Origin of the sequence: Pectobacterium nicotianae, assembly GCF_023272715.1 — a bacterium.
GTDB lineage: Bacteria > Pseudomonadota > Gammaproteobacteria > Enterobacterales > Enterobacteriaceae > Pectobacterium > Pectobacterium brasiliense.
In genome coordinates, this window is sequence record NZ_CP096821.1 from 1,084,447 (window position 1) to 1,104,595 (window position 20,149).

Annotated in this window: 14 protein-coding genes; all 14 read left to right on the forward strand. The window is 57.0% G+C overall.

The annotated features are described in order from the left end of the window. Nucleotides 1-4: 4 nt before the first annotated feature. Genes tssE through MYB54_RS04830 form a run of 14 tightly spaced genes read left to right on the forward strand, consistent with a single transcriptional unit; the run spans nucleotide 5 to nucleotide 19,586 of the window. Nucleotides 5-436 (forward strand): type VI secretion system baseplate subunit TssE, encoded by a 432-nt coding sequence (gene tssE, locus MYB54_RS04765; RefSeq protein WP_005972060.1) that lies wholly within the window; start codon nucleotides 5-7, stop codon nucleotides 434-436. Between the two features lie 2 nt (nucleotides 437-438). Further along, nucleotides 439-2,205: a type VI secretion system baseplate subunit TssF gene (gene tssF, locus MYB54_RS04770; protein ID WP_039467471.1), complete on the forward strand. Its 1,767-nt coding sequence runs from the start codon at nucleotides 439-441 to the stop codon at nucleotides 2,203-2,205. Then, nucleotides 2,169-3,167, forward strand: a complete 999-nt coding sequence (gene tssG / locus MYB54_RS04775) for a type VI secretion system baseplate subunit TssG (protein WP_014916355.1) — start codon at nucleotides 2,169-2,171, stop codon at nucleotides 3,165-3,167. The genes tssF and tssG overlap by 37 nt, the downstream gene beginning before the upstream one ends. Nucleotides 3,168-3,169: 2 nt before the next feature. Next, nucleotides 3,170-4,390, forward strand: a complete 1,221-nt coding sequence (gene tagH, locus MYB54_RS04780; RefSeq protein WP_039276625.1) for a type VI secretion system-associated FHA domain protein TagH — start codon at nucleotides 3,170-3,172, stop codon at nucleotides 4,388-4,390. Beyond that, nucleotides 4,390-4,911, forward strand: a complete 522-nt coding sequence (gene tssJ / locus MYB54_RS04785) for a type VI secretion system lipoprotein TssJ (RefSeq protein ID WP_010282515.1) — start codon at nucleotides 4,390-4,392, stop codon at nucleotides 4,909-4,911. The genes tagH and tssJ overlap by 1 nt, the downstream gene beginning before the upstream one ends. A 2-nt stretch (nucleotides 4,912-4,913) precedes the next feature. Then, entirely contained in the window at nucleotides 4,914-6,251 is a 1,338-nt protein-coding gene (gene tssK, locus MYB54_RS04790) for a type VI secretion system baseplate subunit TssK (protein ID WP_248721576.1), read from the forward strand. Nucleotides 6,252-6,266: 15 nt separating this feature from the next. Beyond that, nucleotides 6,267-7,043 carry a type IVB secretion system protein IcmH/DotU gene (icmH, locus tag MYB54_RS04795; RefSeq protein ID WP_248721577.1) on the forward strand — a complete coding sequence of 259 codons (777 nt, stop codon included), beginning with the start codon at nucleotides 6,267-6,269 and terminating at the stop codon, nucleotides 7,041-7,043. Between the two features lie 13 nt (nucleotides 7,044-7,056). After that, entirely contained in the window at nucleotides 7,057-9,654 is a 2,598-nt protein-coding gene (tssH, locus tag MYB54_RS04800; protein WP_248721578.1) for a type VI secretion system ATPase TssH, read from the forward strand. Between the two features lie 2 nt (nucleotides 9,655-9,656). Further along, nucleotides 9,657-11,195, forward strand: coding sequence for a sigma-54 interaction domain-containing protein (locus tag MYB54_RS04805; protein ID WP_248721579.1), 1,539 nt, complete (start codon nucleotides 9,657-9,659; stop codon nucleotides 11,193-11,195). Next, nucleotides 11,195-11,755: a type VI secretion system-associated protein VasI gene (gene vasI, locus MYB54_RS04810; RefSeq protein WP_248721580.1), complete on the forward strand. Its 561-nt coding sequence runs from the start codon at nucleotides 11,195-11,197 to the stop codon at nucleotides 11,753-11,755. Before MYB54_RS04805 ends, vasI begins: the two co-directional genes overlap by 1 nt. 11 nt (nucleotides 11,756-11,766) lie before the next feature. Next, nucleotides 11,767-13,191, forward strand: coding sequence for a type VI secretion system protein TssA (tssA, locus tag MYB54_RS04815; protein ID WP_248721581.1), 1,425 nt, complete (start codon nucleotides 11,767-11,769; stop codon nucleotides 13,189-13,191). Nucleotides 13,192-13,215: 24 nt separating this feature from the next. Then, the gene (tssM, locus tag MYB54_RS04820; RefSeq protein WP_248721582.1) at nucleotides 13,216-16,713 is read left to right on the forward strand and encodes a type VI secretion system membrane subunit TssM; all 3,498 of its coding nucleotides are present in this window, start codon (nucleotides 13,216-13,218) and stop codon (nucleotides 16,711-16,713) included. A 52-nt stretch (nucleotides 16,714-16,765) separates the two neighbouring features. Further along, nucleotides 16,766-18,202 (forward strand): VasL domain-containing protein, encoded by a 1,437-nt coding sequence (locus MYB54_RS04825; protein WP_014916347.1) that lies wholly within the window; start codon nucleotides 16,766-16,768, stop codon nucleotides 18,200-18,202. A 28-nt stretch (nucleotides 18,203-18,230) separates the two neighbouring features. Further along, nucleotides 18,231-19,586, forward strand: coding sequence for a tetratricopeptide repeat protein (locus tag MYB54_RS04830; protein ID WP_014916346.1), 1,356 nt, complete (start codon nucleotides 18,231-18,233; stop codon nucleotides 19,584-19,586). The last annotated feature ends 563 nt before the right edge of the window (nucleotides 19,587-20,149 follow it).

Below are 20,149 nucleotides of genomic sequence, written 5' to 3' on the forward strand. Positions count from 1 at the left end.
ACTTATGCCGTCTCTTTCTGCCTGGGAAAGGGGAAACGCGGCAAGTCTGTTTGATCGTATCCGTGGGGAGGAGCGTCGCTCCTCCCCTGAAACGGAAGTTGAAGCACTGATCGAGTCCGTTAAGCGTCAATTGGACAATGTGCTCAACACCCGGCCCGGAAATTGCCGCAGCGCACCTGAGCTTGGCGTGATTGATTTTAATGACGCGACGCAGGGTGGGGCGGACATTCGAGGGAAAATCCGGGAGGCGATCCGACAGTGTATCTGTCGCTTTGAACCGCGAATTGTTCATGTGGATGTCGACACATCGGACTATTTATCGAATCCGATGGAGATGTCGTTTCAGGTTACCGCCCGGGTCAGATTGGAAGATCTGGAGCAGGTTGCCTCTTTCAATATCCATATGGATAGCCACCGCCACTACAGAATGATCTGATTATGTCACTGGAACATTTTTTCAGGGATGAGCTGACCTACTTGCGCCTGCAAGGGCGTGAATTCGCCAAGGCGCACCCTGAGCTTACCCGATTTTTGTCAGAACAAACCACGGATCCAGACGTCGAGCGTCTGCTGGAAGGGTTCGCCTTTTTGACAGGGAGCCTGCGGGCGAAGATCGAGGATGAGTTTCCGGAACTGACACACGGTCTGCTGGGCATGCTGTGGCCTAATTACCTGCGCCCCGTACCGAGCATGACGATTATGCAGTTTTCGGTACTCCCCGGCGCGATTGCCCAGCCCGCGTTTGTTGAGCGCGGCTGTGAGCTTGATAGTCTGCCGATTGATGATGTGGTGTGCCATTTTCAGACCTGCCACGATGCCTGGATTTATCCTGCGGATATCCGTGAGATCAAGGTACAGAGCGGCAACGATCTTTCCACCATCACGCTGGATATTGGGTTGCATGGCCCGCTATCGCTAAGCGATCTACAACTCGACAAGCTGCGCTTTTATCTGGGCGGTGATACCTATACGGCTTACGAACTCTATTTCTGGATTGCCAGCCAACTGTCGCACATTGAGCTGGAAGTCGATGGTCAGCGCTTCCGTCAGGAAGCCAGCGTGCTGAAAACGGTCGGCTTTGAGCGGGAAGATGCGCTATTGCCGTATCCCGGCAATGTCTATTCCGGCTACCGTATCCTGCAGGAATACTTTTGTTTTCCTGAAAGTTTTCTCTTTTTCCAGCTCGCGGACGCGGTATGGCCGGAGCTCCCGCTGACGGTAACGGAATTCCGTCTGCATTTTTGCTTTGACCGCCCGCTGCCGGCGGAACTGAAGATCCGTCCTGATTCGTTCATGCTCAACTGCGTGCCGGCAATCAATCTCTTCCAGCATGATAGCGAGCCGATCAACCTCAGCGGACGCCAGACGGATTACCCGCTGAAAGCCAGCTACCGCAACGCCGATAGCTTTGAAATCTTCTCTGTGGATAAGGTTGAAGGCTGGGTTGAAGGGAATTCAGGCCGTGCTCGGGGGATTCCACGCACCTATCAGCCGTTTGAGAGCTTTCAGCACCAAATCGAGCGTGCCAAAGGACGGCTCGCGCTCTATTACCGTATTCGGGTAAGAGAAGCGGTCAATGGCAACGGGTTTGATCACATGCTTTCTTTTGTGCGTGGTGATGAGCAGGAAGTGATTGATTTGGATGAATCCATCTCGGTCACGCTGACCTGTACCAACCGATCGCGTGCGGCGAAATTGCCTGTTGGGTCGATCTGCGTGCCAACCGGCAATTCGCCGTCTTTCGCGACGTTTCGCAATCTGGTGCGGCCGACGCGACCGCTGCGGCCTGCTATGGATGGCAGCTTGCACTGGACGCTGATCTCCAACTTGTCTCTGAACTATGTGTCGCTGCTGCGGCGCGATGCGCTGGTGCAGATCCTGCGTACTTATGATTTCCCGGCGCTGCACGACAAGCAGGCGGAACAGGCCTCGCGTAAGCGTCTGGCAGGGATCGAATCTATCGAAACCACGCCTATCGACCGTCTGGTGCAGGGGATGCCGGTTCGCGGCTTGAAATCCATCCTGTCAGTACGGCAATCCGCGTTTTCCAGTGAAGGAGAACTCTATCTGTTTAGTACGGTGCTGGCGCACTTCTTCTCGCTATACGCCAGCGTCAACGCTTTCCACCTGTTGGAAGTGGTCAACATCGATAACAAGGAGCGCTACCGATGGCCGGTACAGATAGGTCAACACTCAATGATGTGACGTTCCGTCAGGATGTCTCACGCTTTAATTTTTTCCAACTGGTGGAGTTACTTAACCAACTGGAAGGCGTGGATCTGGAACAAGAGCTGGATTTCCGCCCTGAACAGGAACGCCTGCGCTTTCGCTCTACGGCCTCCATCGGTTTTCACCCGAGCGATATCTTGCAGGTGGGACGTGATGAAGATGGCCGTCAGGAGCTGGAAGTCGCGTTTCTTGGCCTGCACGGCAGTCAGTCACCGATGCCCGGTTATTACCTCGAAGAGCTGGCCTGGGAATACGCGCAGGGCGAACAGAAGCTGGGCGTGTTTCTCGACTTCTTTCATCACCGCTTACTTACGCTGCTGCACCGCGCATGGCGCAAATACCGCTATCACGTCCGCTTTCAAAATGAGGGTGAGGATGGATTCTCCCGCCTGATGTTTGCGCTGGTGGGGTTAGGGAATGACGCCGTACGCGACAGCCTGCCGGTTAACCGCGCCAAGATGCTTTCCTACGCCGGGGTGCTCGCCAGCCCCAGCCGCTCCCCGGAAGTGGTCGCGGGCTTGGTTATTCACTGTTTTGATCTGGATGACGTGGCTGTCCTGGCCTGGCAGCACCGTCGCGTGCCCATTCACGAAGGGCAGCAGAACCGCCTGGGCAAAGGAAACATGATGTTGGGCGGCGATTTTGTTATCGGCGACAAAGTGAATGACTGCGCCGGCAAGTTTTTGCTCAAGGTCGGCAATCTCAGCTTTAGCCGCTTTCTCAGCTTCTTGCCCAACGGCGAGCATTTTCAGCCGCTGGTGCGTTTTGTCTCTTTCATTCTTCGCGATCAGTTGGCCTGGGATCTGCGTCTGGGTTTTGCGGAAGGCGAAGCCAAGGGCTTAAGTCTGGGCAGTGAGCAAAGCAGCCGGTTGGGATGGAGCAGCTTTCTCGGGCAGCCGCCCGCGGATCCCTATGTGACGATTTGTGTGCAGGAGTAAATGTGAACGTAACCCATCCACTCACGTTGGTTGTGCTCAACAGTGAGCAGCTCGATATCAATTCTCAGGTGCAGCACCAGTTCGATCACCGTGGTGGCACGCTGGGCGCGTCGGAAAAAGACCAGTGGCAACTGCGGGATCGACTGGGCTCCGTGGTGCCGGCGCACGCCCGTATCGACATGACCGACGGCTATTTCAGCCTGTGCGATCTGAGCGGTCAGTCTTTTATTAACGGATCGCTGTCGCCGATTGGGCGCGATCGCAAAGTCATTTTGTCGCACGGCGATGAGCTGGTTATCGGGCCTTTCCGGCTGGGCGTTTATATCGGCGATCCCACCACGGAACAGGATATCGATCAGGTATTAGGGCAGGGCACGGTCGATGTGCTGGGTGGCTGGTTAACGGAAGATAAAAAAAAGCGCTCAACGGATCTGGCCGATCCCACGGTGGTGCTGAATGACCCGCTGTGGGCACTACAGAAAGAGCAGAGCCAGCCACTCTTGCCATCAGACAGTGAGACGGCCGGTGCATCGCTCACGACCTCTCTTTCTTCTTTTTCTTCTGCTGAGGACACCATGGATCAGAAATTTGTGGAATTACCGACCATCAACACACCGTACGCGGGAGAAGGGCTGGAGGGCTACAGCGATGGCACCTCACTGGCACCGCTGATGCGCGGGCTGGGGCTGTCGCTTCAGCCGGGTGATGATGCACGACTGCGCGAAATGCTGGAAGAAATGGGGAAAAGCCTGCGCGCGATGGTGGAAGGCCTGCTGGCATTGCAGACGGAGCAGGCGGCCATGGCGGACACGCATTTACGCCCGATTGAAGATAACCCGCTGCGTCTGGGGCTGGGCTATGCGGATACGCTGTCGGTGCTGTTTGCCGAAGGGAAAAGCCCGGTGCACCTGTCTGCGCCTGCCGCCGTGGAAGAGGTGTTGAACAATGTGCGGGTGCACCACATCGCGAACCAGCAAGCGATTGCCGTAGCGTTGGAAAATATTCTTCAGGCCTTCTCGCCTGCCGCGCTGCTCAGCCGCTTTGAGCACTATCGCCGCAGTGGCGAACCACTGGCGGCCGATGACGGCTGGGCATGGCAGATGTATCAGCACTACTACCGCGAATTAACGTCGCCGCGCCAGCAGGGTTTCCAGAAACTGTTCCATCAGGTGTATGCGCAGGCGTATGACCGTTCCGTGCGTCAACAGCAGGAGCAAAAATAATGCTGCGGGCTCTGTGCTTATGTTCCCTGATGTTCCTGCTGTCGGGGTGTACCACGCTGGGCAAGATGGCGCAGGTGGCGGCGAATCCCGACATTCAGGTAGGCAGTAATAATCATCAGCCTTCTACCGTGGGATTTAGCCTGCTGGCGGAACCGGACGTTAACCCGAATGACAGCGGTGAAGCCGCGCCTATCGAATTCCAACTGGTGCTGTTGGCGGAGGATTCGCGTCTGTTAGCCACCGATTACGACCAAATCACGACGGATATCGAAAAGGCATTAGCCAAGAATTACATCAATCATCAGGACTACACGCTGCTGCCGGGGCAGTTCAAATATCTGCCGCCCGAAGCGCTGGATGAAAAAGTGCACTACCTCGGTGTGGTGGCGCGCTATGCCGATTCGGAAAGCGCAGAGTGGCGCAAAGTCATCAAGCTAAAGAATACCGGGCAGACGTATCAGATCCTCGTGCACCTGCGCAGGGATGAAGTCGAAATCAAAAAAGACCAAGAAGAAGAATAACTATGTCGAGTCGCAATCGCATTATCTGGCGGGAAGGTCTGTTCATTAAACCGCAGCATTTTCAACAACAGCAAAGACACACCGATTACGCACTGCACGCGCGTCTCAGCGCCCTCAGTGACTATTTCTATGGCTTGCAGTCGCTGGCGATTAATGAGGAATACCTCAATTTTGGCCGCATCGCGCTGGTTAACGCCAGCGGGGTGATGCCTGACGGCACCGTGTTCAATATTCCAGGCGACGATGCGCTGCCGCTGCCGCTGGAGATTACCGACGTCGCGCTGGCAAACCAGAAAGTGTATCTGGCGCTGCCGCTGGCGGTAAATGGCGTCAGTGAAGTCGGTCAGCCGGGGCAGGGGATCGCCAGCCGCCTGCAATCGCACCGGCATGACGTGCGCGACCTGCACAGCGACGGCGGCGATATCGTTTCTCTGGAAGTCGGTAAGGTTAGCCTGCGCCTGATGCTCGATCGTGACGATCGCAGCGCCTATGCCTCGCTGGCGATTGCCAACATTCTGGATAAACGCCCCGACGGCGGCTTGATTCTGGATCCGAATTTTATGCCGTGCAGTATCAGCGTCACCGCGATCCCCACCCTAAAACGCTTTCTGGGGGAATCCGCCGGTCTGGTGGCGGAACGCGCGCGCAGTCTGGCGCAGCGTATTGCTGCACCGGGACAGCAGGGCGTCGCGGACGTGGCCGAATTTATGATGCTGCAATTGCTTAACCGTGCGCAGCCCAAACTGTCGCATCTGGCACGCCTTGGCACGCTACACCCTGAACGCCTGCACGAAACGCTGGTTGAGCTGTGTGGCGAGCTGATGACGTTTACCGATGAGTCGCGTCTGCCGCCTGAATTCCCCGCCTATCGTCACGAACACCAGCAGGCCAGCTTTGAGCCGCTGATGATGTCGTTGCGTCAGGCGCTGAGCACCGTGCTGTCGCCGCGCGCCGTCTCCATCCAACTGAAGAAACAGCCGTATGGCGTGATGGTGGCGATGGTTGGCGATGCGGAACTGATGGCCAACGCCGAGTTTGTACTGGCGGTGCGTGCGCGTATGCCGCAGGAGCATCTGCGTAAACAGCTGCTGCAACAAACGAAGATCGCCTCCAGCGAGAAGATCCGCGAACTGATCAGCCTGCAACTGCCGGGTATCCCGCTGCTGCCGCTGCCGGTTGCGCCGCGTCAGCTGCCTTATCACGCGGGCTACAGCTATTTCCAACTGGATAGACAAAGCCCCGCCTGGCAGGTGCTGGTATCTGGCAACACGCTGGCGTTCCACATTGCTGGCGAATTCCCGGAACTGGATATGCAGCTTTGGGCCATCCGTGGGCAGTAGTAAGGAGAGGAAAAGATGAGCATCGAGGTTATTAAAAACGATCAACTGGGCGATCTGCTTTTTGACCACGCCCGCCAGCTGGATATGGACTCCGACTACTGGTTCCGCCTGCGTGGACAAAGCATTAATCCGATGGTGGATGCGGTCACGCCGCTGCTGGGCATGGTAGAGCGGGTGCGCCAGCTCTCTGCTTATGAGGGCGTGGAAGATCTGTATCAGCGTGTGGTATCTGAAATTCAGGCTATCGAGCAGGAATTACACTCTCATGGCTACGAAAACGGCGTGATCTTGTCGTTCCGCTACATCCTCTGCACCTTCATTGATGAAGCCGTGATGGGACGGGAGTGGGGCGGGCAGAGTATGTGGTCGGCCCATTCTCTGCTGACCCGTTTTCACAATGAGACCTGGGGCGGCGAAAAGGTATTTGTCCTGCTGGAGAAGTTACTGGACGACCCAACCCGCTATCGCGACATTCTGGAATTTATCTACCTCTGCCTCTGTCTGGGTTTTGAAGGGCGCTATCGGGTGATGACCCAGGGGCGTGAGGAACTCAATCGCGTCGTGAACAAGCTGCACGACACCCTGCGCCCTGAGCCGGCGAATTCCCCGACGGTCTTCCACTTGAATCTGGGGCAACAGGCCTCGCGCTACCACCTGCGCAGACAGGTGTCATTACGCACGCTATTTGTCGGCGTGTGTGTTGTTTTGGTGGCCGCCTTCGGCCTGTACCGCTATCAGCTAACTCATCAAACCCAGGACGTACTGCGTCAGCTGGGAGAATTATTACAATAACAGGAGCTACACCGTGATTCGAATTGAACTGCCGACACTGGTTGAACGACTCAACCCCGTGTGCCGTCATATGCTGGAAGAAGCGGCGGCACTCTGTATTCAACATCAGGGTGCGGAAATCCGTATTGAGCACCTGTTGCTGAAAATGCTGGAAACGCCACTGTGCGATGTGCGTCAGATCCTCAAGCGTGCAGGCGTGGATGCGGATGAGCTGTCTTCGCTGCTGTTACCTTCCTCCATGGATAAAGAGTTTGACGCAGGCTATCCCTCATTCTCCCCTCTGCTGGTGGAGTGGTTACAGGATAGCTGGCTGCTGGCCTCGGCTGAATTCCAACATTCACGCCTGCGTAGCGGCATCTTGCTGCTGGTTCTGCTGATGACGCCCAATCGCTATGTGGCTGGCGCAGTATCCCGCCCGCTGGCGCAGATTAACCGTGAGCTTTTACGCCAGCAGTTTGATGAGTGGGTGAAGGATTCGGTGGAAACGGAAGTCGCGGTGCAGTCTGCCACGGCCGAACAGGCTGCTGCGGCGAACACGCAGCTCTCTCGCTATACCCAAAACGTGACGGAATCCGCCCGGCAGGGGCAACTGGATCCGGTGCTGTGCCGCGACCATGAAATCGATCTGATGATCGACATTCTCTCCCGTCGTCGTAAAAACAACCCGATTGTGGTCGGGGAAGCGGGCGTCGGTAAAAGTGCGCTGATCGAAGGGCTGGCGCTGCGTATCGTGGCCGGTGCCGTGCCGGAAAGACTGCGGGATGTGGAACTGCTTACGCTCGATTTGGGAGCGATGCAGGCCGGTGCCTCGGTGAAAGGCGAATTTGAGAAACGCTTCAAAGGCGTGATGCAGGAAGTGAAAGATTCACCGCGCCCTATCATTCTGTTTATCGATGAAGCACATACGCTCATCGGGGCAGGCAATCAGGCCGGTGGGCTGGACGTTTCCAACCTGCTCAAGCCTGCACTGGCGCGCGGTGAACTGCGCACCATCGCGGCCACGACCTGGAGCGAATACAAAAAATACGTCGAGAAGGACGCCGCGCTTTCCCGCCGTTTCCAGCTCGTCAAAGTCGGTGAACCGAATGCGGAAGAAGCCACGGTTATCCTGCGTGGGCTGCGTGGCATCTATGAAAAGGCGCACGGTGTCCTGATTGATGAAGATGCGCTTCAGGCGGCGGCACAGCTGTCAGCCCGCTATATCTCCGGTCGCCAACTGCCCGATAAAGCCATCGATGTGCTGGATACGGCCAGCGCGCGCGTGGCGATTAACCTGACGACGCCACCGCGTGCGGTCAGCCAGCTACAAACCCGCCTGCATCAGCAGGAGATGGAAATCACCCAGCTTGAGCGTCAGGCGCGTATTGGTCTGGGCAATACCGAAGAACGATTAGCTGAACTACGCGACGCCCGCGAAGCCGGTGTGGTACAGCTGGCACAGCTGGAAGCCGACTGGCAGCAGCAGAAAATACAGGTTCAGCGCGTGATTGAACTGCGTACGGCGCTGCTGGATGAAGAGCAGTCTGTCGATTTTGATGCGGTGTCAGCCGCGGCGGAACTGGCGGCCTGCGAACAGGCGCTGGAAGCGCTGCAACAGTCCTCGGTACTGGTTTCTCCTCACGTTGATAAAACGCAGATTGCGGCCGTTATTGCCGAGTGGACCGGCGTACCGCTGAACCGCATCTCACAGAGTGAAATGGATGTCGTCACGCGCCTGCCTGAATTCCTGGGGGATTCAATTAAAGGGCAGCAGTTGGCGATTGCTCAATTGCATAAACATCTGCTGACTGCGCGTGCGGATCTTCGTCGTCCGGGGCGTCCGCTGGGGGCTTTCCTGTTGGTCGGGCCGAGCGGCGTAGGTAAAACGGAAACCGTGCTCCAGATTGCCGATCTGATGTTTGGCGGACGCAACTATCTGACCACCATCAATATGTCGGAATATCAGGAAAAACATACGGTTTCACGCCTGATCGGTTCGCCGCCGGGCTATGTCGGGTTTGGTGAAGGCGGCGTGTTGACCGAAGCCATCCGCCAGAAGCCGTATTCCGTGGTGCTGCTGGATGAGGTGGAGAAGGCGCACCCAGATGTTCTGAACCTGTTCTATCAGGCGTTTGACAAAGGTGAACTCGCCGATGGCGAAGGCCGGGTGATCGACTGCCGCAACGTGGTGTTCTTCCTGACGTCCAACCTCGGGTTCCAGACGATTGTGAACTACGCCGAGCAGTCGGATGTGTTGCTGGATGCGCTTTACCCTGAGCTGGCAGCCTTCTTCAAACCCGCACTCCTGGCGCGTATGGAAGTCATCCCTTACCTGCCGCTGGCGCATGACACCATGGTTGAGATCGTACAAGGCAAACTGTCGCGTCTGGTGTCTCTGCTGCAACAGCGCTTTGGGGCGGAAGTCATCATTGAGAACGAGGTGCCGGAAGAGATTCTGCGGTTGGCAAACCGCAGCGAAAACGGCGCGCGTATGCTCGAATCGGTAATTGATGGTGCCTTGCTGCCGCCGGTCTCGCTACAGCTGCTGCAACGCATGTCTGCGGGTGAGCCTGTCAGCCGTATTCATTTCCGCGTCGAAGCCGGCCAGTTCCAGACTGAGGTTGAGGGCTGAGTATGCAACATGCCCTCGAACTGGCGCTTGCACTCACCCGACAGCATGACGAGGCCGGTCTGTGCGACTGGCTGCTGGAGACGATGCAGGCCGCCTGGCAGCCTCAAGGGATGCTACTGGGTATGGTGGATGTCAGCGGCAGGCAACTGACCTGCCAGGGGCGAGTGCATGAAACGCCGGTGGCGCTGAGTCTGGGCGTGGATGACTTTAGCCACCCGCTGGCTTATGCGCTGCATAAGAATCAGGCGCGCACCTGGGATTCTCTCTATGGCGGTGCCCGCATTGAGCACCGTGAATTCCGGCAGATGCTGGTTTCTGTCGGGACGAACTGCGGGCTGCATGCGCTGCCGCTGCTGTCGGAGAGTGGTAAACCGCTGGCAGTGCTGGCGCTGCTGGATACGCCGATGCGCCTGCAAACGCTGCATCAGCGCGGTGAGTGCGAGCGGCTGGTGCAGGTGTTTTGCCGTCAGCTGATGCTGCTGCGTGAGCTGGCGCATACCCGACGGGAGCAGGTCGCGCTGAGAGATTCACTTCGCCAGATTAAGGATGAAGGGCAAAGCCGCCGCGAGCAGGAAAAGCGAGTGGAAACGACGCTGATTGGCCGATCTGTCGTCATTAAAGAGCTGCATCAGCAGATTTATCAGGCGGCAAAACACCGTCTTTCGGTGCTGATTCAGGGCGAAACCGGTTCAGGGAAAGATGTGGTCGCGCGTCTGCTGCATCAGTGTTCCGAACGTGCCGACAAGCCTTTTATTGCCATCAACTGCGCGGCGATCCCGGAAAACCTGATTGAAAGCGAGCTGTTTGGTTACCAAAAAGGCGCGTTCTCCGGCGCACAAAGCAACAAGATTGGTCTGGTCGAGCAGGCTAACGGCGGAACCCTGTTTTTGGATGAAGTCGGCGATATGCCGCAGTCCATGCAGGCCAAGCTGTTAAGGGTGTTGGAAACGCACAGCTTCCGTCCCCTCGGTGCGGAGAAAGAAGTGCATTCCGATTTCCGCCTGATTGCTGCGACCCATCAGCCGCTGGAACAGCAGGTGTCTGACGGCATATTTCGGCAGGATCTCTATCATCGCCTTTGCCAGTGTCTGTTGCAGGTCGCCCCGCTGCGCGAGCGGCCGGACGATATTCGTCTGCTGTGCGAGCACTTCATCGGTCAATTTGCAGATAAACAGCAAAAGCACGTTGGGCCATTGAACCGCGCTTTCCTGCGCCAACTGGTGGCGTATGACTTTCCCGGCAATGTGCGGGAACTGCGCAATCTGCTGGAAGTCGCCTGCGCGCATACGCCGGACGGTGAGGCACTGTCTCTGGCATCGCTGCCGACGGAACTGCGCGAGCGGCTGATGAGCAGCCCGCCTGAAGAGCAGGATCGCTATCAGCACATCCACGACTTGCGTATTGCCACGCAGCTGTATGAAGCGGCTGTTATTGAGGCACGCCTGCGCCAGTTTCAGGGCAATCGCCTGCTGGTGGCCGATAGCCTCAATATCCCTAAACGCACTCTCGACCACAAATGCCAGAAGCTGGAGGTAAATTGATGTTTCTGACGATGGCACCCCTATTGTTGGCAACCGCTGCGACGCCCGATCCCGCCTGGCAGTCGTTATGGGAACAGTGCCGTAATGAGACGGCTTCAGAACTCCGACTGGCCTGTTATGACGCGCTGGGGCGGGAAGCGGAACGCAGCGGCACGCTGTCCCCACAGAACGATAACGCTGCGACGGGCGGAACGTTTCAACTGGGACGTGAAGCAGACAGCGGCGATATGACGCTCACCCGCGTGCTGGCCGATGGCAATACGCTGGTGATTAGCTGCGCCAGCAATATTACGCATTTGCGCTTAACGCTCAGCGAACCCTGGGCAGGTGAGTCCGTCACATCCCAGTTGGATGGCGTGACGGTGTCCGACAGCTGGTTTATCCGCAATCGTGGACTGCTGCTGGAGTCGGGACGCGGCCTGCCCGCGATTGATGCGTTAAAGCGCTGGATTGGGCATCGCGAGCTGGTGCTTAACGGCGCAGACGGTCACACGCTGCGTATCGAGCTCGCCGGGCTGGGCGACGCATTAGCGCTGCTGCGTCAGCAGTGCCACTGGTAAAGGAGGCGTTCATGCATGCACATCCCTGGTGTAAACGCCTGCAAACCTCGTTGCCGGATGAGATGTTGCGCGCGGCGGTATTGCCGGACGATCCGCTCTGGGAAAAGGTTGAAACGGAGCTGGTCAAGCTCGGATCGCTGGCGCATAACCAGGTCGATCTTAACGTGGTGGCGGGTTACTGCCTGACCTTACTGGAAAGCAAAACCAAAGACATGCGGGTGCTGGTGCAGCTATTGCGCTGCTTACAGCACCCGGCCAAAGCGACACCGTTTTCTACTGCGTTGATGCTGCTGGACAGCTGGCTGGAGAGCTACTGGGTGCCCGCGTGGCCTGCCAGTCCGGTTCAGAAACAGAAGTTGATGATCCAGATTATTCGGCGTTTTGAGAGCGCGCTGCCCCGTATTGCAGAAAGTGCATCCAGCGCAGAGCTGGAGCAATTACAGCAGTTGACGGAGCAGGTGGCGACCCGCTGGGGCGAACTGGCCAGTGACAAAGCGGCGTTGATGGATGAACTGGTGCAGGGCGTTAAGCGTGCCAGACAGCGGCAGCAGGCGCAGGAACAGGCGAATCAGACGGCAAAATCGACTCCGGCAGCCAGCAGTAGTGGAGGCGCGGGCGGGAGTGAAACCAGCGCCAGCGCGGCCTCGACGCCCGTTAGTTCGGTGGAGATTAACTCATCCGATGAACGCGGCTGGCGGCAAACGCAGCTGAACGTCGCGGCGCTGCTGGTTGAGCGTCATCCTGACTCACCGATGGGCTACCGTCTGCGCCGCCACGCTATCTGGTCCGGTATTGCCACACCGCCGATGTCGTCCAAAGGGAATAAAACCCAGCTGGCACCCGTCTCGTCGGATCGCGTGGATGAATACCAAAGTGCGCTGGCTCAGGCCGATTTGGCGCTGTGGGAACGCATAGAACAAAGTCTGGTGCTGGCTCCTTACTGGTTTGATGGTCACATGCTGTCCGCCTCGGTGGCGTCACGGTTGGGACATGCTTCTGTCGCGACGGCGATTGCCGAGGAGCTTTCTGCGTTTATTCAGCGCTTGCCGGAGCTGCGTGAACTGGCGTTCAGCGATGGCGCGCCCTTTTTGACTGGGAAGTGTAGCCAGTGGTTGCAGTCCAGTCAGCCCGTTCGCGGCGGCGGTGGGGCGCGGCAGGACGATCTGGCGACGGAGGCAGCGGCCTGTCGGGATGAGAAAGGGATTGGGGCGGCGATGCAGCTATTGGATGAACGCATGCGTCGCCTGAAAGAGCCGCGTGACCGCTTTTATGCCGAGTTGGTACTGGCGGATTTACTCGCCGAAGAAGGGATGAAATCACTGGCAGCACAGCACTATCAGCACATGTGGCAGGAAAGCCAACAATTGGGCCTGATGCAATGGGAACCGGGAATGGTCAGCCGCGTGGAGCGGTTGGCGGCATCCCGCAAAAAATAAGACATTCGGAGTGAATGGTCACTTATGTTTAAAACAATCATAACCTTTCTACGCAAGCAGTTACCTAAACTGAAACCCTCCTGGTTACTTTTGGGCGTGCTGCTGTGGGTCGTCGTGTTGGTTCTGGCCTGGTGGCTGGGGCCGCGTTTGACGGTGGGCGAGTCGCGTCCGTTGCAGGGAATCTGGGGCCGCGTGGTGTTCACGCTGGTTTGGCTGTGGCTGGCGTTTTCCTACAGCGCCTGGCTGGTCTGGCGTCGCGTGCAGCAGATGCGGGCGGAGCGCCATGAGCAGCAGGTGATTGAACAGGATCCCTTGCAGGTGTATGTCGACAGCCAGCAAACGTTTCTCGACCGCTGGCTGGAGGCGTTTCAGATCCAGTTGGGTAAACGCGCGCTGTACGCGATGCCCTGGTATCTGACGATTGGTCTGGCTGGCAGCGGGAAAAGTAGCCTGATCCATCGCGCTAATCCGGCAAACAAAATGAATCCGAAGCTGGATGCGGAGCTGCGAGACGTGGCGGCAGGCCAGCAGGTGAGCAGTTGGGTCGGCGAATCCGCGGTGATTTGGGACCCAAACGGACAGCTACTTGCCCAGCCCGAGCTGGAAGGCGATTCGCTCGGACAACGTCATGCTCGACTGTGGCAGCACCTGTTGCAGTGGCTCAGTGAAAACCGCCGCCGCCAGCCGCTCAACGGTCTGGTGCTCACGCTGGATATCTCCTGGCTGGCACAGGCTGGCGTCGCCGATCGCAAAGCTTACGCGCAGGTGATGCGTGCCCGCTTGCAGGAGATTTCCGTCAACATCAATACGCGCTTACCGGTATATATCGCGCTGACCCGGCTGGATATGCTGAGCGGCTTCGATAAGGTCTATCGCCAGTTGAACCGCGAGGCGCGTCAGGCCGTATTAGGGGTGACGTTTACGCCGCAGGCGAGCAACAGCAAAGGCTGGTTAGAAGAGCTGGAGCGCTTCTGGGACGAGTGGGTCACGCACCTGAATGACAACCTGCCGGATATGCTGCTGACGCAATCCGACAGAAGCGTGCGCAATTCGCTGTTCTCGTTTGTTCGCCAACTGGCTGGGGTGAAAGATTACGTGATGGAAGTGCTGACGGAAACGTTAGCGACGGGCGAGGATCGCGCGTTCCTGATCCGCGGCGTCTACGTCAGCTCGGTCTACCAACAAGGGGTGCCGTTCGATGCCTTTGCGCAATCGGCTTCCCGCCGCTATCAACTGCCAGAGCCGATTAACCCTGCGCTGCGCGGTGAATCCAATACGTTCTTTGTGCAGCGTCTCTTCCCTGACGTCATTTTCCCAGAGGCCAGTCTGGCGGGGGAAAACCGGCTGCATAGCCTCTATCGCCGACGTCGGCTGAGTATCGGCGTGGGCTGCATGCTGCTCGCCAGTCTGGCGCTGATTGGCAGCTGGCACCATTTCTATCGGGTCAATGAAGAGGCGGGACGTAACGTCCTGACGAAAGCGCAGGCCTTTATCGGCACCAATGAGCTGGAAGGCCAGCAGGGCTACGGCTATCAGCAGTTGCCGCGTCTGAATTTGATTCGCGATGCGACCTTATCCTTTGGTAATTACCACGAGCGCACGCCGCTGCTGGCCGATCTTGGCCTGTATCAGGGCGACAAGATTGGGCCTCATGTTGAAGGCACCTATCTGCAAATGCTGAATCAGCGCTTTCTCCCGGCGGTGATGCAAGGGTTGCTGGAAGATCTGAATCAGGCTCCGGCCAATAGTGAGCAAAAGCTGACGATTCTGCGCGTGATGCGGATGCTGGATGATGCGTCAGGGCGCAATAAAGCGCTGGTCGAACAGTTTATGGCGCAGCGTTGGCAGAAGGCATTTCCCGGACAGGGCAACGTGCAGGAACAGCTGATGCAGCATCTGGATTACGCCCTTGAGCACACCGACTGGCACAAGGCGCGTGAGCAGAAAGACGCGGTAGCGATCAGCACGTTCGCGCCATTTAATGGGCCGATTACGCTGGCCCAGCAGGAACTGAGCAAGCTGCCGATGTATCAGCGCGTTTACCAGAGTCTGGTGATGAAGGCGACGCAGGTGCTGCCGCCGGATTTAGCGATTCGTGACGAAGTCGGGCCGACGTTTGACCCGGTGTTTTCCCTGCGTAATGACAAAGCGGGCAGCGTGCCTCGGCTGCTGACGTATCCCGGCTTTAGTGATTATTACCTCAAGCAGGACAAAGCGCTGTTAGAGCTGACGGCACTGGACGCCTGGGTGCTGGGACAGCGTGAGCGTGCGCAGTTCAGCGAGGCCGATCGGCGGGAAATTCTGCGTCAGGTGAATGACCGCTACATTACGGATTACATCAACCAGTGGCAGAAAGTGCTGGCGAACATTGATGTGCAGACGCTCGATACGCCGGAGCAGGCGCTCGACATTCTCACGGATATTACCGGCAACGATCAGCCTTTCCAGCGCGTGCTGACTACGGTCAGTGACAACACCCGTATCCGTAAGCTGTCCGATGATGATAACGACACGGCGCAGAGTATTAACACGCGTACTGGTCGTCCGTTTATGACCATCAATGCGGCGCTGAGCGGACGCGGTGAGCAGGGGCCGCTGGTGCAAGAGGTCAATCAGAAGTTGACGGATCTCTATCACTATCTCGATCAGATCGTTAACGCGACCGATCCGGGACAGGCGGCGTTGAAAGCGGTGCAGGCCCGGCAGGGGAATAAATTTGCCGATCCGGTATTCGCCTTACAGCAATACGCCCGCAGCCTTCCTGCGCCGCTGGATCGCTGGGTAGGACAATTAGCCGGAGAGAGCGCGAGTCTGGTGACCGGGCTGGCGATGTCGTCGCTGAATCAGGAATGGCTGGATAAGGTCGTGACGCCATTCAATGAGAAGCTGGCGGATCGTTACCCCTTCGATCCGTCATCGAACAAGGATGTGCCGCTATCGGAAATGGAAATGTTCTTCATGACTGGCGGGACGCTGGACAGCTTCTATCAGACCAACCTCAAGGCGATGATGGAGAGCGGCATGCTGGAAGAAGGCATGGCATCGCCTCTGCAAGCAGAGCTGGTGAAACAGCTTGAACGCGCTACCCGCATCCGCCAGACCCTGTTTAATGCGCAGGGCAGCCTGGAAGTGCATTTTGTGCTGGAGCCGCTGGAACTGACGGCGAACAAGCGCCGCAGCGTGCTGAATCTGGACGGACAGCTGCTGGAATACAGCCACGGTCGTCGCCAGAAAACGCCGCTGGTGTGGCCAAACAGTATGCGTGACGGTGCCGAAAGCAAGCTGACGCTGGTGCCAGACGATCGTGAGCGTTCGCCGCGTAGTCTGAGCTTTAGCGGGCCGTGGGCGATGTTCCGCTTAATCAATAGCGATCAGCTGACTCAGGTGAATGAGAACACCTTTGACGTGCGCTTCTCGCTGGAAAACGGCGCGATGACGTATCGCGTGTATACCGATGCCAGCCATAACCCGTTTGCCGGTGGTCTGTTCAGCCAGTTCACGCTGCCTGACTCGCTTTATTAATTTAACTCTCGGGAGCCTGCTGCTCAGGCTCCCTATTGCTGGATGATGTGATATGCAAGATGCACAACAGGCCCTGAAAGTCGGCCGCGATCCACGGATGCTGCCGGAGTTTGACGCACTTCGGGCGGAAATTAACAAGTTGAGTCACGCGTCTCGTCCTGACGTGGACTGGATGCTGGTGCACGATATGGCCACCACCATCTTTGAAAAGCAGGGCGTGGATCTCCAGACCGCGATTTACTTTACGCTGGCACGTTCGCGGCTGGCGGGATTGACCGGCTTCACGGAAAGCTGTGAGTTTCTGGCGAATTTGATCGTAACGCAGTGGGATAACTTCTGGCCGCCGGTACATCAGGAACGGGCGCGTATCGAGATGCTGGACTGGTTTATTGCTCGCATCAGCGAAGTGGTGCGGCAGTACGCCATCAGCCATGAACACAAGCGGCTGGTTTACCGTTGCGAACGCGCGCTGCAATTGATGAGTGAAAAGCTGCACAACTCGGGGCTGAGCCGCATTCCTCGCGTCGAGAATCTGCTGCATTTCGTCGAAGGCTATACCCATTTGTTTGATGAAACCGAGATTGTCATTGTGTCGGACGATCAGGAACTGAAAAAGCAGGATATGCAGATTCCACCCATGGTGTTCTTTCATTCAGACATGGAGCCCGGCGCGACGGTGCAAAGCAGTGGTTCATCAGGCTCGGGTCAGGCTGCTCTGCCTGCGGGCAGCATTCTCATCGGACGGGAGAAAGGGCAAATGAAGCCGACGGTATTGAAGATTGAGGCGCATAAAAAGCAGAAGCCCGCGTGGTTTTGGTTTGTCTCCGGGCTGCTGACCTGTGCGCTGCCTGTCGCGGCCATTACAGGCTGGCAGTATTGGCAGGAACAGAAAGCTGATGCGCTGGCGCTATTGCAACAGCCAGCGTATGCGTTGCCTGCCGCCCCCGATCATAATGACATTCGCCGGGTGCGTATTGCGCTGGGCGAACAGAAATTGCAAGGCATGGAAGGTGAGCTGATTAACCGCTATCAGGCACAGCTGGAGCAGGTGAAAAATGCGTCGCCGTTCTATCTGTATGAATACGGCAACGGCTTGAAAAACGTGATGCAGCAGCTCTATCCCGACTCGCTGGCGGTAAAAGAGATGGAACGCCAGTGGCAGATTGCGCTTGAACGTCAGCAGGGTGATGAACCAAAAACACGCGGGTACGAACAGGCCCGTGCCAGAGTCAACGACACGTTGCAGCAACTGCTGGAACTGGAGCGGCAGCGGCGGACGGTGACGATTTCCTACCTGAAATCAAAGCTCTACGATATGCAAAAAGACCTGATATCGGACGTTCCCTTTGGGATACGGCTGCGGGAACTTGAGGCGCGTAAAACCAGGAACCAGTCGCTGACGCCTGCGGAGCTACGTGTGATGGAAGACGAACTGCGCGCCTTCAACGTTCGCTTGTACCGTTTGCAGCAGGGTAATTCTGCCAGCTGATTATCGTGAAGGGAAAAACGCTGAGCACATGATGAAATACAAAAAATTAGTGATAGTCCTGTCGGCCTGTTGGCTGGCGTCATGTCAGGCGCCGGTCACATCGCTGTCTGAAACAGAATTAGTGGCGTCGGCGAATCGGGGAAACGGTGAAGCGCAATATCAGCTGGCAAAGACGCTAGCCGCGCGATCGCAGTACACCGAGGCGATGCAGTGGATGCAGAAGGCATCTGGCCTGCCTGAACTTCCCGCTAATGCGGAACTGCGCGCGGCCGCCGCGCTTCAGGTTGGCGACTGGTATCAGGCCGGACTGGGTGCGCCCAAGAACAGCCCGTCAGCTCGCCAGTGGTGGACAACGTCCTCACGTCTGGGAAATGGGGAAGCGGGACATCGGCTCGGTATGGACTGTCAGGTTCAGCATCAGGGAAAGCTGGTTGCGGCCTGCCTGAGTGCATTTGAATCCTCTGCGGCAAATGGCTATCCCCCCGCGCAGCTGATTGTTGCCCAGTGGCACGCGACGCATGCGGGGGGCGAAAAAGAGGCCGTGTCGTGGCTGCTGAAAGCCGCTGAACTCGGCAATCGGGATGCGCAGTATCAACTGGCGCAGCGCTACGAGCAGGGTAACGGTGTGGTTATCCGGCGCGATCTGGCTGAGCGCTGGTATTTCCGTGCGGCGACGCTGGGTCAGGCACAGGCGCAGCTGTGGATGGCGCGGCACGAAGACGGCGAAAATGCGCTGAACTGGTATCAAAAGTCCGCGTCATCAGGTGATGCCGAAGCACAACTTTGGTTGGGCAAGGCATACCGCGAAGGTAAGCGCTTACCTTGGGATGAGCAAAAAGCGCGTTATTGGCTGGAGCGTGCTGCGTCCGGCGGATCGGGTGAGGCCGATTATTTACTCAGCCAGAGCCAGACAACCCATGAAAAGCGCGAACAGTATCTGGTTCAGGCTTCTTCCGCAGGCTATATCCAGGCACAGCGCGAACTGGGTGAGCGGTTATTTAAAGCGAACGAATTCGCACGAGCGCGTGAAGAATATGCCAAAGCGGCATCAGCAGGAGACACGGAATCCCGTCTGGCCTATGGCGAGATGCTACGGCTCGGACAAGGCGGTAAAGAGGATTATGTCGAGGCGATGAAGCAGTACCGTCTGGCGGCGAATGACGGTAACCGCATGGCGCAGTACCGTATGGGGATGATGCGTCAGGATGGGCTGGGTGCCTCCCGCAATCGTATTCATGCTTACGCCTGGTACGCGATGGCAGCGACGGAGGGAATGAGCGAAGCCATTCATGCGCGTAACGATCTGGAAGCGACGATGCAGCCGGATGAAATCAAAGCCGGACAGCGGTTGGCGATGCACTGGTCATCGGGGAAAACAGAGTAATCCGTGGTGGTTGTTCGTTAGTGCTCACTTGCGGATAAGCAACCGCTGAGAGTAAATCGTTAAAGCAGAGCCGACAGCGCGTTGCGATCCGACTGGAGCGGCGTCGCATAAATAAGTCGTGGCAATAAACAGGCGGGGGTTGCGTGATAGCAACACCCGTTTTTTTGTTTTTATGACTCCTTTAATTACTCTTTTATTACGGGATGTCCTGACTTTGCCATTCCTGCTTTGCATAAAAAACGTAAGTGACCGCTTACTATTATTGTTATGAAAGTGAGTGATTTATCGCCAAATATAGTTTTTTGCTATTAATAAGCACGGTTTCTATCGGTTATTCATTTCATTAATTCATCGCTAACGCAAACTTTCAGCATAACTGCGCATTCTGCGCAACTTCTTGCTCACTTTCTGGTGTAAATCACTTTTTGCGCAATGTCTGCAAACGATTCGCGAGGTCTGCGCAACTTCTTGCTCAAATTTTACTTAGGGGGAATTTTAGTTAGGTAAATTTCTTTATAAAACATGAAGATAATTTTTGGCATGTGAATTGCTATATAGACGGT

Bases quoted from the DNA above. Each gene is read 5' to 3' on its own strand.
- tssE (WP_005972060.1), top strand. From the start codon at position 5: ATGCCGTCTCTTTCTGCCTGGGAAAGGGGAAACGCGGCAAGTCTGTTT.
- tssF (WP_039467471.1), top strand. From the start codon at position 439: ATGTCACTGGAACATTTTTTCAGGGATGAGCTGACCTACTTGCGCCTG.
- tssG (WP_014916355.1), top strand. From the start codon at position 2,169: ATGGCCGGTACAGATAGGTCAACACTCAATGATGTGACGTTCCGTCAG.
- tssJ (WP_010282515.1), top strand. From the start codon at position 4,390: ATGCTGCGGGCTCTGTGCTTATGTTCCCTGATGTTCCTGCTGTCGGGG.
- tssK (WP_248721576.1), top strand. From the start codon at position 4,914: ATGTCGAGTCGCAATCGCATTATCTGGCGGGAAGGTCTGTTCATTAAA.
- icmH (WP_248721577.1), top strand. From the start codon at position 6,267: ATGAGCATCGAGGTTATTAAAAACGATCAACTGGGCGATCTGCTTTTT.
- MYB54_RS04805 (WP_248721579.1), top strand. From the start codon at position 9,657: ATGCAACATGCCCTCGAACTGGCGCTTGCACTCACCCGACAGCATGAC.
- vasI (WP_248721580.1), top strand. From the start codon at position 11,195: ATGTTTCTGACGATGGCACCCCTATTGTTGGCAACCGCTGCGACGCCC.
- tssA (WP_248721581.1), top strand. From the start codon at position 11,767: ATGCATGCACATCCCTGGTGTAAACGCCTGCAAACCTCGTTGCCGGAT.
- tssM (WP_248721582.1), top strand. From the start codon at position 13,216: ATGTTTAAAACAATCATAACCTTTCTACGCAAGCAGTTACCTAAACTG.
- MYB54_RS04825 (WP_014916347.1), top strand. From the start codon at position 16,766: ATGCAAGATGCACAACAGGCCCTGAAAGTCGGCCGCGATCCACGGATG.
- MYB54_RS04830 (WP_014916346.1), top strand. From the start codon at position 18,231: ATGATGAAATACAAAAAATTAGTGATAGTCCTGTCGGCCTGTTGGCTG.